At 40.2% G+C, this 15,629-nt stretch carries 14 protein-coding genes; 8 read left to right on the forward strand and 6 right to left on the reverse strand.

All coding sequences use genetic code 11. The features are described from left to right. The first annotated feature begins 85 nt into the window (after positions 1 to 85). The 6 genes from DTA23_RS05825 (at position 86) to DTA23_RS05850 (ending at position 8,477) form a co-directional block, all read left to right on the forward strand. Positions 86 to 1,300: a DUF763 domain-containing protein gene (locus DTA23_RS05825; RefSeq protein WP_112374112.1), complete on the forward strand. Its 1,215-nt coding sequence runs from the start codon at positions 86 to 88 to the stop codon at positions 1,298 to 1,300. Between the two features lie 189 nt (positions 1,301 to 1,489). After that, positions 1,490 to 1,786: a hypothetical protein gene (locus DTA23_RS05830; protein WP_070564037.1), complete on the forward strand. Its 297-nt coding sequence runs from the start codon at positions 1,490 to 1,492 to the stop codon at positions 1,784 to 1,786. A gap of 220 nt (positions 1,787 to 2,006) precedes the next feature. Beyond that, complete coding sequence (locus tag DTA23_RS05835; RefSeq protein ID WP_256602914.1) at positions 2,007 to 3,047, forward strand: efflux RND transporter periplasmic adaptor subunit; 1,041 nt, start codon at positions 2,007 to 2,009, stop codon at positions 3,045 to 3,047. A gap of 21 nt (positions 3,048 to 3,068) precedes the next feature. Further along, a complete protein-coding gene (locus DTA23_RS05840; RefSeq protein ID WP_112374113.1) occupies positions 3,069 to 6,233 on the forward strand; it encodes an efflux RND transporter permease subunit in 3,165 nt (1,054 codons plus the stop codon). Then, the gene (locus tag DTA23_RS05845; protein WP_070564043.1) at positions 6,226 to 7,665 is read left to right on the forward strand and encodes a TolC family protein; all 1,440 of its coding nucleotides are present in this window, start codon (positions 6,226 to 6,228) and stop codon (positions 7,663 to 7,665) included. Before DTA23_RS05840 ends, DTA23_RS05845 begins: the two co-directional genes overlap by 8 nt. A 125-nt stretch (positions 7,666 to 7,790) precedes the next feature. After that, entirely contained in the window at positions 7,791 to 8,477 is a 687-nt protein-coding gene (locus DTA23_RS05850; RefSeq protein WP_046673344.1) for a Bax inhibitor-1/YccA family protein, read from the forward strand. Between the two features lie 79 nt (positions 8,478 to 8,556). On the opposite strand, the gene DTA23_RS05855 is transcribed toward DTA23_RS05850, so the two are convergent. The 6 genes from DTA23_RS05855 to DTA23_RS27450 all read right to left on the reverse strand — a co-directional run bounded on the left by DTA23_RS05855 (position 8,557) and on the right by DTA23_RS27450 (position 12,395). Then, the gene (locus DTA23_RS05855) at positions 8,557 to 9,069 is read right to left on the reverse strand and encodes an SRPBCC family protein (RefSeq protein WP_046673443.1); all 513 of its coding nucleotides are present in this window, start codon (positions 9,067 to 9,069) and stop codon (positions 8,557 to 8,559) included. A gap of 139 nt (positions 9,070 to 9,208) precedes the next feature. Further along, a complete protein-coding gene (locus DTA23_RS05860) occupies positions 9,209 to 9,649 on the reverse strand; it encodes a carboxymuconolactone decarboxylase family protein (RefSeq protein WP_070564046.1) in 441 nt (146 codons plus the stop codon). A gap of 124 nt (positions 9,650 to 9,773) precedes the next feature. Continuing rightward, positions 9,774 to 10,139, reverse strand: coding sequence for a VOC family protein (locus tag DTA23_RS05865; protein ID WP_070564049.1), 366 nt, complete (start codon positions 10,137 to 10,139; stop codon positions 9,774 to 9,776). Positions 10,140 to 10,160: 21 nt separating this feature from the next. Beyond that, positions 10,161 to 10,670, reverse strand: a complete 510-nt coding sequence (locus tag DTA23_RS28580; RefSeq protein ID WP_256602917.1) for a glutaminase — start codon at positions 10,668 to 10,670, stop codon at positions 10,161 to 10,163. Between the two features lie 37 nt (positions 10,671 to 10,707). Then, positions 10,708 to 11,124 (reverse strand): glutaminase, encoded by a 417-nt coding sequence (locus DTA23_RS28585; RefSeq protein ID WP_256602919.1) that lies wholly within the window; start codon positions 11,122 to 11,124, stop codon positions 10,708 to 10,710. Positions 11,125 to 11,570: 446 nt separating this feature from the next. Continuing rightward, positions 11,571 to 12,395, reverse strand: coding sequence for a glycoside hydrolase family protein (locus tag DTA23_RS27450; RefSeq protein WP_218565304.1), 825 nt, complete (start codon positions 12,393 to 12,395; stop codon positions 11,571 to 11,573). 614 nt (positions 12,396 to 13,009) lie between these two features. Here DTA23_RS27450 and DTA23_RS05880 point away from each other — a divergent pair. Together DTA23_RS05880 and DTA23_RS05885 are read left to right on the forward strand one after the other, a co-directional pair. Further along, positions 13,010 to 14,176, forward strand: a complete 1,167-nt coding sequence (locus DTA23_RS05880; RefSeq protein WP_083295856.1) for a porin — start codon at positions 13,010 to 13,012, stop codon at positions 14,174 to 14,176. 20 nt (positions 14,177 to 14,196) lie between these two features. Continuing rightward, entirely contained in the window at positions 14,197 to 15,627 is a 1,431-nt protein-coding gene (locus DTA23_RS05885) for an anion permease (protein ID WP_046673349.1), read from the forward strand. Positions 15,628 to 15,629: the final 2 nt, after the last annotated feature.

Consider the following 15,629-nt stretch of genomic DNA (forward strand, 5'->3'; position numbering starts at 1 on the left):
TAAAATAAAAACGGCTAGAAGCTATCTAGCCGTTTTTATTTTATCTAAAAAAGAGATAGATTTGTACTAATATATTTAGTTTGAAATGAAACGATCCGGAACCGCAGATCTCCCATTACACTATGGAAAAGTACCAGCGTGGCTTTACGAACGTATGGCTTTGCTAGGTCGCTCCATTGTTGAAGTAATATTAATGGATTATGGTAAAGACGAGGTTTTGAGAAGACTGGCAGATCCCCGCTGGTTTCAAAGCTTTGGTGCTGTTCTCGGCATGGATTGGCATTCTTCAGGGATCACAACGGCTGTTATGGGGGCATTAAAACGCGCTATTAATCCCGATGCGAAATCTTTAGGACTATATATCTGTGGGGGTAAAGGCAAGCTTTCCATGCAGACCCCACAGGAACTACTTCGGCTTTCGAACGACATGGGACTAGATGGCAACGACTTGATTCGCAGCAGTAAGCTTGTTGCTAAAGTGGATAACACCGCTATTCAGGATGGTTACCAATTATATCTCCACAATTTTATCGTGACGGATAATGGCAATTGGTCGGTCGTGCAGCAAGGTATGCATGAAAAGGATGGAACTGCCCGTCGTTACCATTGGCATTCTGAAAAGGTCAAATCGTTCGTTGAAGAACCACATGCGGGTATCAGTGGTCCTTCACAAGGTATTATCCTCAACTTGACAGCTGCAGAAGCGGCGGCCAATAGAACAGGTATTATGACGATCGTAGCGGAGGATTCAACTCAAGTGATGCAAGACTTCGCTAAACTTATTATGCCATCCCATCACGATGTCCGTGCTTCGGACGTTGACTTGAAGAGGCTAGGAGCGATGTTGTACGTGGCTCGAGAAAGTCAACCAAGCCATTTTGAAGACTTATTGCTTTTAAAAGGAGTTGGGCCCCGTACGTTACAGTCATTGGCTTTAGTCAGTGAGGTAATCCACGGTGCGCCTTCACGGTTCAATGACCCCGCTCGATTTTCCTTTGCTCATGGCGGGAAAGATGGGCATCCTTTTCCAGTTCCTTTAACCATTTACGATGAAAGTATTCAAATTTTGCAAAAAGGCATTGAAAAATCTAAACTGGGTTACGGTGAAAAATTAAGGTCGATTAACAAGTTGCACCAGATTGTCTTGGATAGCGAAAAAGATTTTCAGCCACAATTTGATATTCAACAAATTATAGCAGAAGAACGGCGAGATACTTGGAAATATGGTGGCAGAACAGTCTTCGGAGATGCACAACCCTTGAGAACAAATGGTCGGGGTTTGCAATTGTCACTTTTCTAGCGGAAATCTACGAATTGTAATTGTTTTGTTAAAATGTGTTAAAGATCGTTAAAATTAGTTGTACGCTAGTATATTTGCTCCGCAATGAAAGCGGTTGTTACGATATTCTTATTCTTATGCTTCTTATTTATCAGAAGCAGTAATAGCCATGCCGTGCTCATTGAATCCGACCGACCAACTGTTAGTTTTATGTATCAGCATAATCATGCTGATGTACAGCAGTATATTGACGCATCAGTTGACCACATCGATCCGCTATTTTACGGTAATATTCACAGTGATAATCCAGTTATCGAGGAATTTGATGCCGAAAATTTTCAACTGACCAAGGATTTGCAGGTGACATCCCAATTTGTTGCGCTGCTACTTTTTGCTATTGTCCTTTTTGTTTTCGTTTTTCGATTTGCAAAGAAGATACCTTTTTGCAATTTCATAGCCTATCTTTTCCCTCAAAGATACGTTCTTCAACAAAACTGGAGAATTTAAAATATACCCTTCGAAATTTCATATGCTTTGGTGGATATCCTAAGGGATGCTCTGCTCAGTCGTAATCGATTTGTACAATCTATGAACAAGTCGGAACGACCATAAACCAAAAGTAGAGGTCATTTCACCAACCAAGACAACAAACAATCAAACTTATTTTTTTAATTAGACGCTTACAAATGAAAAGAGTATTTATGCTCGCTAGTTTGGCTATTACCTTATGCCAAATCGGGTGTACTTCCAAAAAGGAAGAAAAGGAAGAAAAGAGAAATTTACAGCGACCTCTCCGGTGCAAATGGACACAACTATCCGTAAGGACTTTGTTTCCCAGATTAGGTCTTTCCGAAATATTGAGCTTCGGGCTCAGGAAAAGGGCTATCTCGAGCAGATTTTCGTAGATGAAGGACAATTTGTCCATAAAGGGCAATTACTTTTTCGGATTATGCCGAAGATGTATGAGGCCGAATACCGTAAATCTTCGGCAGAAGTTAATGTAGCAGAAATTGAAGTTCAAAATACAAAAACGCTTGCCGATAAAAATGTCGTATCGCCCAATGAACTCGCGATGGCTAAAGCAAAACTTGAGCAAGCCAAAGCTGAGGCTGCGATTGCAAAATTACATCTCTCCTTTACAGAAATCAGGGCACCTTTTGACGGAACCATTGATCGGATTCCATTGAAATTGGGAAGTTTGGTGGATGAAGGTGAATTATTGACAAGTCTGTCCGACAACAGTGAGATGCTGGTTTATTTCAATGTCTCCGAACCTGAATATTTAAGTTATCAAACTAACGTGAGTAAACGTGGAGATACTCATGTCGGCTTGTTGCTTGCCAATAATGAGTTGTTCGCTCAAAATGGTCTTGTGGAGACCATAGAAAGTGAGTTCAACAGTGAGACGGGAAATATTGCTTTTAGAGCGAAATTTCCCAATCCAAACCGTCTATTAAAACATGGCGAGAGCGGCAAGGTGGTGATGAACTTTCCGCTGAAACAGGTTTTAATTATTCCACAGAAAGCGACATACGAAATGCAGGACCGTAAATATGTGTATGTAATCGATAAGGAGGGCAAATTAAAAGCCCGTCATATCACCATTGGTAACTCCCTACCAGATCTGTATGTGGTAACGAGCGGACTTCAAAAAGATGATAAATTTTTGTTGGATGGTATTCAGAAAGCAAAAGAGGATGATAAAATCAGCTACAGCTTTGTGCAACCTAAAGACGCCATCTCAAATTTGAAGTTAAAAACAGAATAGATCCCTTACAGTTAAATTACTATGTTTAGTCGTTATATAAATAGACCAGTACTTTCGATCGTGATATCACTGATCATTGTGTTTTTGGGTGTGCTTTCTATGGTACAGCTTCCTGTAACACAATTTCCGTCAATATCGCCACCGAAGGTGAACATCACTGCCGAGTATCCTGGAGCCAATGGTGAGTTGATGATTAAATCAGTTATCATTCCGCTGGAACGTGCGATCAATGGGGTTCCTGGAATGAAATACATGGCTTCCGATGCCGGTAATGACGGGGAAGCAAGTATTCAGGTCGTATTCAACCTAGGAACGGATCCGAATCAGGCTTCTTTAAATGTACAGAACCGCGTAGCCTCTGTGGTTAACAAGCTTCCGCCAATTGTGGTCCGTGAAGGGGTGAAGATTACACGTGAAGAATCCAATATGTTAATGTACATCAATCTCTACAGTAAAGACAAGGAGCTTGATGGAAATTTTATGTATAACTATGCGGACATGAATATTGTCTCCGAATTACGTCGGGTAGACGGTGTCGGGGTGGCAAATATTCTTGGAACACGCGAATTAGCGATGCGTATTTGGTTGAAACCTGATCGTATGACAGCCTACAAGATTTCTGCAGAAGAGGTGATGAAAGCCTTATCCGAGCAAAGTTTGGAAGCTTCACCAGGTAAAGCCGGGGAGTCGTCTGGTATGACCTCCCAGTCTTTTGAATATGTATTGAAATACCCGGGGCGTTTTACAACTACGGAAGGTTATGGCAATATCGTTTTACGTGCGGGTGAAAATGGTGAAATGTTACGTTTAAAAGATGTTGCGGAAATCAAATTCGGTTCGGCGATGTACGATATCTACTCTACACTGAATGGAAAACCATCTGCAGCGATTGTCTTAAAACAATCCTATGGAAGTAATGCTTCTCAGGTAATCCAAGACGTTAAAAGCAAAATGAAGGAATTGAAAGCTTCCTTTCCGAAAGGGCTGGATTACGAAATTAGCTATGACGTATCAAAATTCTTGGATGCATCCATGGAAAAAGTAGTCCATACTTTATTGGAAGCATTTGTGCTTGTTGCTATTGTGGTTTTTCTATTCTTAGGAGATTGGCGCTCGACCTTGATTCCAACCATTGCAGTGCCGGTTTCATTGGTGGGATCATTTTTGTTCATGCAGTTTTTTGGCATTACCATCAACTTGATCACATTGTTTGCACTGGTGCTTGCCATAGGTGTGGTTGTGGACGATGCGATTGTGGTTATTGAGGCTGTCCATGCTAAAATGGAAGAGCTTCATATTTCGGCCTATAAGGCGACCAAAAAAGCGATGCACGAAATCAGTGGTGCCATTGTTGCGATCACATTCCTTATGGCGGCGGTTTTTATTCCGGTTGCCTTTATGTCTGGCCCCGTAGGGATATTCTATAGGCAGTTTTCCATTACCATGGCTACTTCCATCATCTTATCGGGTGTTGTGGCATTGACACTCACTCCGGCTTTATGTGCGATTATGCTGAAGAATAACCATGGAAAGGCAAGAAAGAAATCCATTATCGATAAATTCCTGGATTCTTTCAATAGATTGTTTGATAAGATGTCCAACAAATATGTTTACTTGTTGAAGGGCATAGTGGATAAGCGCGTTTTTACATTTTTAGTATTAATTGGTTTTTGTATTGGCGCATATTTTTTGAATAATGCTGTTCCTGCAGGTTTTATCCCCAATGAAGATCAGGGGATGATTTATGCTATTATTCAAACGCCGCCAGGATCGACATTGGAACGGACCAATCTAGCGGCCCAGACATTGCAAAAAGAAGCTGAAGACATTGATGGTGTACAATCGGTATCTTCATTGGCTGGTTATGAAATCCTGACTGAAGGAACCGGGGCAAATACAGGTACTTGTTTGATCAACTTGAAAAGCTGGGAAGAACGTAAAGAATCCTCGCAGGAGATCATAGAGCAACTGGAGGCCGCTGCCAAAAATATTCCAGGAGCGTCTATCGAGTTTTTCCAACCGCCGGCCGTACCGGGCTATGGTGCTGCGGGTGGATTTGAGCTTCGTCTTCTGGACAAAGCAGGTTCTGGCGACTACAAGAAAATGGAAACGGTAAGTAAGGATTTTGTGCGTGAATTGAACAAAAGGCCTGAATTATCGTCTGTATTTACCTTCTATAGTGCAAGTTTTCCGCAGTATATGTTGCATATCGATAATGATCTGGCGCAACAGAAGGGTGTTACCATTGATAATGCACTGAATACGCTTTCGACTTTGGTGGGCAGTAATTACGAAACAAATTTCATTAAGTATGACCGTCAATATAAAGTTATGGTTCAGGCTTTGCCGCAATACAGGGCTTTGCCGGAAGATATCTTAAAACTATATGTGAAGAATGATAAAGACGAAATGGTACCATTTTCAGCATTTATGCATATGGAAAAGGTTTACGGTCTTTCTGAGATCACCCGGCACAATATGTATATGGCATCTGAAATTTCGGGCTCTGCCGCACCAGGTTATAGCAGTGGTGAAGCAATTCAGGTGATTAATGAAGTCGCTGCCAAGACCTTACCACGAGGCTATGGCATTGATTGGGCTGGTATTTCCAAAGATCAGGTAGGTCGTGGAAATCAAGCAATTTATATCTTCTTAATTTGTCTCGGTTTCGTTTACTTGATACTTTCCGCTCAATATGAGAGCTTTATTATGCCCTTTGCGGTGTTGCTTTCTTTACCAATCGGAATCTTTGGGGCATTTCTACTATTGAAGTTATTGGGATTGGAAAACAATATTTACGCGCAGGTTGCTTTGGTCATGCTTATCGGTCTACTTGGTAAAAATGCCGTGTTGATTGTTGAGTTTGCCGCTCAACGGCATTCGCAGGGATTGAGTATCATTGAGGCTGCCTTGGACGGTGCAAAAGTAAGGTTTAGACCTATTTTGATGACATCATTTGCTTTTATCGCCGGGTTGATTCCCTTAGTTATGGCTTCAGGCCCAGGTGCAATTGGAAACCGTACGATCGGTACAGCGGCAGCGGGAGGTATGTTGTTAGGGACGGTTTTTGGTATTGTGGTGATACCGGGCTTATACTTTATCTTCGGGACTATTGCCTCCAAACGCAAGCTTATTAAACACGAAGATGAAAATCCATTAACTGAAGAACTTGATAATAATGACTAATCGCAGAAAAATACAATGGGTCATTGCATTTTCGCTTTCAGCAGCAGTGACGGGATGTAAGGTTCCCAAAGCGACACAAATACAGGAGAATAAATTCGTTCCGAAGCAGTATACAGATGTAGCTCAATCAGATACAACGAATTCAGCGTCGGTTAAGTGGCGTGAATTTTTTACGGATCCAAATTTAGTTGTATTGATCGATACAGCGTTGAAAAACAATCAGGAGCTGAATGTTACTTTGCAGGAGTTGGCGATCGCAAAGAATGATATTCTTTTACGAAAAGGAGCATTGAAACCCACTGTTGGTTTACGTGCCGGAGGTGGTGTTGAAAAAGTTGGACGATACACCAGTCAGGGGGCCGGTGATGCCAGTACAGAAATTGCCCCTGGAAAGGAAATGCCGGATCCACTAGGAGATTTGACCATTGGTGCGTATGCCAGTTGGGAAATCGATGTTTGGAAAAAACTGAAGGACTCCGAACAAGCAGCACTGAACCGTTATCTTGCTACGGTAGAAGGGAAAAATTTTGTCTTAAGTAGCCTTATTGCCGAAGTTGCCCGTTCGTATTATGAATTATTGGCATTGGACAATCAGTTGGCTATTATCAAACAAAATATCGAGCTTCAGGACAATGCGCTTTCGGTAATCCGATTGCAGAAACAGGCTGCTCGTGTAACAGAACTGGCGGTTCAAAAGTTTGAAGCCGAAGTGTTGAAGACCAAAGGTATGGAATTTGAGACGCGGCAACAGATCAAAGAAACTGAAAACCGTATTAATTTTCTATTGGGACGTTTCCCACAAGAGATCAAACGTGACAAAAGCAATTTTGTCGATCTGATCCCGGCGAAAGTTAAGACAGGTATACCGAGCCAACTACTAAGCAATAGACCTGATATTCGTGAGGCCGAGTATGAGCTCGCTGCCGCGAAGTTGGACGTACAGATCGCGCGGAAAGAGTTTTATCCTTCTTTGGAGATTTCGGCTGCTCTGGGTTTACAGGCATTCAAGCCTTCTTATCTATTTAAGATGCCTGAATCAGTTTTGTATAATCTAATAGGGGAGCTTGCAGCACCTTTGATCAACAAAAATGGGCTTAAAGCGGAATTTAATACAGCCAACGCGAAACAAATACAGGCGGTATATAATTACGAGAAGACGATTCTGAATGCTTACTTAGAAGTCTCTACACAACTTTCTAATATTGAAAACCTCGGGCGCAGCTACGATTTCAAAACAAAACAAGTTGAGGTTCTGAATAATTCCGTGTCTGTGTCAAATGATCTCTTTAAATCAGCGAGGGCAGACTATATGGAGGTTTTAATGACACAACGCGATGTACTGGATTCAAAACTTGAATTGATAGAAACAAAGAAGCAGCAGCTCAATGCTGTTGTCAATATCTATAAAGATTTGGGAGGAGGCTGGAAATAAGTTGTTTGTTTGAATGGACCCCGCTAGGCGGGGTTCTTTTTTTATAAGCCTATGCAAACTTCTTTCTTGTGAAAATAGAATAAATGCTTATTTTTAATCCTTATTTAATCTATTGTATTTGTTTTATGGAATCACAAGAGTATATTCTTATCAATGATGACGCTGAAAGGGGCGTTTTTTATAAAAAAACCTATCTTCATGTTGCGCTTTCGATTTTAGCATTTATCGTTTTGGAAACTTTGCTGATCAAATTGATCCCTTATGATTTTATCGTTTGGATGGTTAGCGGAAAATTTATTTGGTTGTTCTTATTGGGATGTTTTTGGTTGGGCTCCACACTTTCATCAAGATGGACACTTTCGCAAAGCCGTCAAACCCAATATTTAGGCCTAGCATTCTATATTGTACTGGAGGCAATCATCTTCCTGCCGATGATTTTTATGGCGGTATTTATGACCGAAGGAATTAGTGTCATTTATCAGGCAAGTATAATGACTTTGGCCTTGTTTACCGGCCTTACTGTCGTTGCATTTGTATCCAATAAAGATTTTTCATTTCTCAGAAATATCCTGGTGATTGGAGGCTTCTTATCTTTGGGGGCAATTGTTGCTGGAGCTATTTTTGGTTTTGAACTTGGATTATGGTTTTCGGTTGCCATGATTGCACTTGCTTCTGGAAGCATACTCTATCAAACTCAAAATCTGAAGTATAGTTACGGCAACGAACAATATGTAGGGGCAGCCTTGCAGCTATTTTCATCAATCATGTTGCTGTTCTGGTACATTCTACGAATTTTAATGCGCAGAAGATAAATTTTGTTCCTTTTAAAAATGAGAAAAAGTGGTTAAAGTAAAGTTTATTTTAACCACTTTTTTTTGCATTGTATAGTCGCTATTCTAGTCTATTTTTTAAGTTTTTCAGACCCTGATCGAAGTCTTTATTCATATTCATAAATAAGTTCATAAAGTTCCATGGATAGGGCGATTTTCCTGAAATTCCCCAGGTCACCAAAGTTTGATTAGGCGAGATCTCTTTTAAGATGAAATAACCCTTGGCTGGTTCACCCATACCGAAATCGAGGGCCGTTTCAATTGTTTCGCCCTCGACGATTTTTGTAATGGTCTGTGAACCTTTACCGACTTTCTTACCATCCCAGCTGGATTTATAGCCGACTTGACCATCTACACCCTGTTCAGTTTTTTTCATTTGCGGGTCTGATAGTTGCCATACACCAAAGTTATCTTGGTTCTTAAGCATTTTCACGTAGTTGAACACTTCCTGCTTTGGCTTATTGATTGTTATCTCACTCTGGGCCGAGAAGTCTTTACTGACGAAGATTGCAGTAATTAAGGGAATAGCGATGATGATCGCCAAAACAATTAGGATTTTTTTTAGGATTTTCATAATCATGCATTCATATTGGTTTTCCTAATAAAGATAAAGGATAATCGGGATTTTTATTGGAAAAAACAGGAATATATTTAGCAATGAAAAAAGCCTCTTCCAATATTGAAAGAGGCTTTTTTGTAATCAAAGCGTAGCACTACTTTAATAGTTCTAAATGGGTGCTGATGCCAATTCTATTCCACGCATTTATGGTAATGATCGCCAAAATAATCTGTGCAATCTCCTTTTCTTCAAATATTTCTTTTGCTTTTTGAAAAGTGCTTTCTGTCAAACCCTTTTGATGTATCAATGTGATCTCCTCTGTCATCTCCAACAAAATCTGTTCTTCCTTAGTGAATAGATTCGTTTCCCGCCAGGCATTTAATAAAAATATCCGTTGTGGCGTTTCACCATACTTCAGCGCATCCTTCGTGTGCATATCTAAGCAAAAGGCACAGCCATTGATTTGAGAAGCACGTATTTTTATGAGTTCCTTTTGAATTGGATTTAAAAAAATATCATTGAGATAGGTTTCCAATCCCATCATCGCCTTATAGGCTACCGCATCTACTTTTGCAATATTCAATCGTGTGTTCATTGTTTTAAGTTTTGATAAGACAAAGTTGCGATTAGTATACGCTAAAAAAATTAAACTGGTTTAAGAATGGAAATTTTACGTATGAAGACAAGCCTCCATTCAATCGATATACAGCTATAGTAGCCTAGTTTGATACAATCAGGTAATAGTTGTCGGGGTCACGCAGGATAAATTGATCCTTTAGCGAGTTCTCATTGTAATGTATATCTTTCTCTATGAATGCATTTAACAAAGTAGCGTTTTCGAAGATTTGCTGTAAATTGTCTACTCTAAAGAATAAAATAAATCCATTCCCCGCATGTTTTTGATCTTGCATAGTAGGGTGGTCGTGCTCACCCCATTTGTGTAAACAGAGAATGACAGTCCCGTTATCCGTGAGAATTTCAAATGTTTCGCCGCCATGTTGACTGGTACAGCCCAAAAGCTTTTGGTAGAATAGCGAGCTTTTGGAGACGCTCTTTACAGCAATTATGGGTTCTGTTCGTGTCATATGATTTTGAAAGGTTGAAAACTAATTAAAGAGGCCCAGCGATTTCTCTTTTACCAAGTCCAATATCATGCGATATGCTGCAACAGAGTTGCCATGTTGATCCAATGCTGGACTGTAGGCCCCTATACCCATTTTATTCGGTACACTTACTGTGATTCCGCCACCAACGCCCGATTTACTTGGAAGTCCGACAGTTCTGGCATATTCGCCACTAAATTCGTACATCCCTGCAATGAGCATTTGTGATTGAACTAGCTGAGATAGATCTGGGTTATAGTATTGCTTATTTCCATCATAGCGCACGCAATGATGGGCAAAAAAGAAACCTATTTTAGCCAGATCCTCCGCAGTTATCTCAATGGAGCACTGCTTAAAATAATTATTGAGTTTGTCTTCACCTTCACCATCAATGAGTCCATTGTTGCGCATCAGGTAGAACATGCCTCTGTTTCGATTTCCAGTCTCCCGTTCCGAATGGTATACAGATCTACTGTAATCGATTTTTTCATTATTCGTTATAAAGCGAATCATATCCCTTATTTTAACAAAAGGTTCCTCACCTGTTCCTTTAAATAAGCGATGTCGTTAAAATGGCGCCGGCGTTCATCATCGGATTGAGCGGTTTACCCGATGTTTCCAAATTCGCAAAATGATTGAAGGGTTTATCTGTTCCATAGTATCCCATTTTATTAAAAACAACTTCCTCGCCATTTTCCAATACAGCAACCATCAAGGAAACAATTTTTGAAATACTCTGAATTGTAAATCTTTGTTGTACATCTCCGATACTAACGATTGTTCCATCACTATTTACCACCGAAAGTGCGATAGATGCTGCATTGGCTTTACTTAATTCCGGGATGTAATCAGCCACTTTACCTTCTTTGAATGATTGCCTATTTTTATCCAATATTTTATCCAATAGCGCTTTATCAATGATCGCGCTCTTAGTACTGCCGCTGGTTTTGAATGTTGTTTTGAGCAAACGATACAGTAATTGATCCGGAACATATCAAACCTATAATACAGGCTACCAACCTGACATTTTTTCTCATTTTTTCAGTATTTGTTTGTTCCAAAGATAGGGAACAGTGTATTAAAAGAAAAGAGGTGCCAAATAAGTAACATTTTAGCACCTCCATCTAGTAGGTCATCCTTTAGGCTGCATTTGGAGCTGGATCAACATTCCAACCGGAAAGTATACCGCCATAGAAAAAGAAGGTGACGTAAAAATTCTTTTTGCTCACCTGATCAGTAACCAGGTATTTTTGAGTTACATCGTATGCATCTATTTTTTTTATTTTGATAATGCTATCGGGCTGGCAGCAGGATTTTCTGAGCGTACCAAATCTTGTATCTTTTGGTTGATTAATTTCATAATACCTTCTTTTTTGAAAGGATTATTTTCGATTTTCACATGTGCCGAATGGGTTAAAGTTCCATTATTTTGCGCTTTTTTAGCTTTCGCAGCAGCTGTATAGTTTTTTTAAATTTTTCCCTTATCTGCGGATCTTTTAAGCTATGGATGGTAAAAATAGAAATTCCCTGCGCACCATTATTTAGCGCCTCATCCATATCGGCAAATATTTCTTCATTATTTTTAGCCATCAATCCACAATATAGCGTCGTATTTGCTCCTTTATCGCGCACATTTTCTAATGTACAATCTCTAATAAAGCTTGGATCTTCTGTATAAAAATTGCTGTATACCATCGGAAAAACAACATCCAAATTCCACTTACCCCAATCTTGGCGCACCATACGAGAAGCCATTTTGGGAGTCGGAAATGGGGATGCAGCCATTGTTTTACCATGGGAGTGAACGATGTCTGCAATCATATTGGCGATATCGGTTATCTGATCGCAACGAAATTGGCGCCATTTTAGATCTTTCGATGGATCTTTTTGTGCTCTCGGATCATAACCATACTGTTTCTTGAACTTCGCTATTGCAATTGGATGGTAACCGTAATCCCAAGCTGGGTATTCACGATCTTGAACAATATTGTATTTAGGCCAAAGGGTTGTAGGGAGGACAACATCCACGTAGCGATTATAGTCAATAGAAATCCCCTCCAATCCCTCGACTTCACAATAGGATTCGATTTTTTTACGGATATACTCTTTTACTCCGGGCACAACAGGTGACAAAAATTTATAATAACCAACGTATGCAGTGGTATCTGCCAGACTTTTACCATTTCGATTGACGCTGAACCCAATCCGGATGTTCTTGGAGTATTTTATCCCTGTCATGTTCCAAGTTCATCGTCCCAAAGCCACGCGATAACTTGGATGCCATATTTTTTTGCAATGGGAATTGCTACCGATACTCGTCTGGACTGGCGGCATTTAACATTACGCCATCGATTCCTAAATAATTCATCTCACGGCAAATTGAATCAAGTTTGTTTTGGCGTTGTAATCTAGCCAAGTCCAAAACATGGCGGGTTTTTCTTTGTCAGCAGCGTGGCTTGTGGTTATTGAAAAACCCTGAATGATCAGGAGAAGCAGGCAAATAAAACATGTCTTGATTAATTTTTCTTTCATAATATTTATCGATTCTAAAAATTGCATACCATAATTTACGCGCGAAGTTTTCAGTGAGTTCAATGGCTCCTTAAAAGATCAATCTGCGAATTTGAAAATTAGATTAGTTTAATGTTCGTCCGTGAAATTACACAAAAACATGGAATTTACACGATACCATTTTAGAATCGGACTGGTTTTCTTACAGTTATTAAATTATATTAAAATAACAAAACATTTTCTAATGTTATCTGTTGTTACTACAATACCAAATCGAAGAAGTAACATTATTAACAACGAAAAGTAGGCCGGGCTACTCGCTAAGGCCAAATTGTTTTGATATGAAGAAACATTACATTCCACTCCTTATTGCGTGCTCACTATTGAATAACCTGGCCAACGGGCAAGAAGTAGGGACCGAACAACAAAGCAAAGTAGATTCTGTAAAACTAACCAAGGATGATACGATTTATCCCAAGCTTCAGGTAAAAGGTTTATTTCAGGCCAGATACCTTGTGAGTGGCACAAAAGATGTAGACGTTAATGGACTGCATCACAGTGATGGTTCTGGTACGGACAACAATTTTATGGTGAAGTATATGCGCGTTCAGATGCGTGCCCAAATTAGCAAACGCACAGAGGTGACAGTTTTGGCAAATCTCGCGGATTTTAAAAGCGATCCGAAAACAAAAGTTCTCGAAAATGCTTATTTGAAATATACATTTAGTCCCAAATTGGCGATTACAGTAGGCCAATTCCGTCCCTGGTTTGGTATTGAAGAGACTTATCCAATTGATATTATCAAATCATTGGATTGGTCCAATCAATATCTTGAGTTTGGCAAACTCGGCTGGGCAAGCTTTCAGATCGGCGTGGCAGCGACAGGTGAGACCACGCTTGGGGAAATGCCTTTTAGCTACTCGTTATCCGTGGTAAATGGAAATGGAAAAAATCAGGTAGTCGATAACGACAATGGCAAACAATATGCTACGCGTCTTGTCTTTGGCCTTTCGAAGAAGTATAGTGTTAACTTAGGGCTCAATGGGGGGATTGGCGAGGTTATGAAAAAACAGGTGCACGCATTGGGTGTTGATCTAACCGGAAATGTGAACTTTGGCAAGCGCTGGAATCTCGATATGCAGCTGGAAGCAAAACAGGCGATCAATCATAGCCTGTACTATTCGTTGGACGAGAGTGCTCGTAGCTCCAAATTGAGCGATTACCTTGTACGGGGTATTTATTTTCTTCCAAACTTAAGATACGAAGTAAATTATTTCAACCTAAGCGCTTTCGAGCTATCTTGCCGATATGAATACATTGATCCTAATTATAAACTAAATGCAAATGGACGTCAAACATACACACCGATGTTCGGTCTAGAATTTTTAAAAAATTATGGTGCAAGGATTCAGCTTGGTGTCCAGTTAGACCGGTATAAAAAGCAGACCGAAAATACCAGTGAATTCAATAAGAACTTATTTATTATTCAAGTGCAAAGTCGATTCTAATTTATTAAACCACGCTTATTATGAAAGAAATCAGTATTAAAAATATTGCCATCACTTTTCTTGTGGCACTCATTTTATGGTTTATCCCAATACCGAAAGGAGTCAGCCCAGAAGCTTGGCATCTCTTTGCTATCTTCGCAGCAACTATTCTTGGGATTATTTTAAAAGCAGCTCCAATGGGTACCATGTGTATGATGGCCATAGCATTTACTGCGCTGACACAAGTGTTGGCCCCCGGAGATGCTGGTAAATCCATTACCAAAGCTTTGACCGGTTTTGGCGACAAAGTTATCTGGCTGATTGGTATCTCTTTTTTTATTGCTCGCGGTTTCATAAAAACCGGTCTTGGCAATCGGATTGCATTTCTTTTCATTCGTGTTTTTGGAAAAAGTTCGCTCGGGTTAGCCTATGGATTGGGACTGGCAGACGTCTGTTTAGCTCCAGCAATCCCGAGCAATACGGCTCGAGGCGGTGGAATTATATATCCAATTATGAAATCCATGGCTATTAGTTTTGATTCCGTCCCCGATAAACCAGAGACACATCGGAAATTGGGATCCTATCTTACTTTAAATAGCTATTATATGAATCTTATCGCATCTTCGATGTTTTTGACTGGGACGGCCAGTAATCCAATGTGTCAAAAATTTGCTGCTAACCTGGGAATCGACATTACTTGGATGTCCTGGGCCATTGCGGGATTCATACCTGGTATTGTCGCCTTTTTTGTGGTACCGCTTGTTCTTTACAAATTATATCCGCCTGAATTAAAAAAAACAGGCGATGCGCCGAAGATGGCGGCACAGAAACTAAAAGAGATGGGGCCTATTTCGAGGAATGAGTGGTTAATGCTTTTGGCATTCTTTATCTTATTGGCATTATGGATCTTTGGTGGATCCTTTTCAATTGATGCTACAACGACGGCTTTTATAGGTTTAACGCTACTGTTACTAACCTCTGTGTTGACCTGGGAGGATGTTAAAGCAGAAAAAGGAGCATGGGATACGATTGTTTGGTTTGCTGTGTTGGTCATGATGGCCAGTTCATTAAACGAATTGGGATTCATCGGCTGGTTTAGTGATTTGATTAAAGTACAGATTGGTGATTTGAGCTGGCAAATAGCCTTTCCTGTCATTATTCTTGTTTACTTCTTTAGTCACTACATTTTCGCTAGCGCCACTGCCCATGTAGCAGCGATGTATGCCGCTTTGTTGGGTGTCGGTGTTTCTTTAGGCATTCCACCAATGCTGCTTGCGATGATGCTTGGATTTCTAGGCTCCATCTATGGTGTATTAACACATTATGGCCATGGCCCTGCACCGGTATTTTTCGGAAGTGGCTATGTTGATTTAAAATCATGGTGGTTGCGTGGATTGGAAATCGGTATCGTATTATTGGTGATTTACATGGGTGTTGGTGGATTGTGGATGAAGGTTATAGGTTATTATTAAAA

This window comes from Sphingobacterium multivorum (genome assembly GCF_900457465.1).
GTDB classification, from domain to species: Bacteria; Bacteroidota; Bacteroidia; order Sphingobacteriales; family Sphingobacteriaceae; genus Sphingobacterium; species Sphingobacterium multivorum.